Below are 352 nucleotides of genomic sequence, written 5' to 3'. Positions count from 1 at the left end.
CCTATGACCTACTGTAGCCAATTCCGACAAAAAATTCTTAACGATATTGCTAATGGAGAAACTTGGCGCGCTGTTGCAAAGCGCTACAAGATCAGCAAATTCACCGTCTATAGCTGGATTAAAAATCCCCATCCTAAAGGCTTTACTGAGCGTAAGCCCTCAAAGATTGATGATGAAGCCTTGCTTAAGGATATTGAGCAGTATCCCGATGATTACCAATGGGAAAGCGCTAGACGTTTTAATTGCTCGCAATCAGCGATTTGTTATGCTCTAAAGCGACTAAAGATAACGCATAAAAAAAGATTAACCAACATCCAAAAACCGACACAGAGAAAAGAGAACACTTTCAAGA

The 352-nt window shown here is 40.3% G+C and carries 1 protein-coding gene; it reads left to right on the top strand.

Going from position 1 to position 352, the window contains the following annotated elements; genetic code table 11:
• Positions 1-352, top strand: a 352-nt coding sequence (locus A5N85_RS14205; RefSeq protein ID WP_249024011.1) for an IS630 transposase-related protein, incomplete at both ends; no start/stop codon positions are given.

The organism is Suttonella ornithocola (assembly GCF_001889065.1).
GTDB lineage: Bacteria > Pseudomonadota > Gammaproteobacteria > Cardiobacteriales > Cardiobacteriaceae > Suttonella_A > Suttonella_A ornithocola.
The sequence above is the reverse complement of the archived record's forward strand: the minus strand, read 5'-3'. Positions and strand labels throughout refer to the sequence as shown.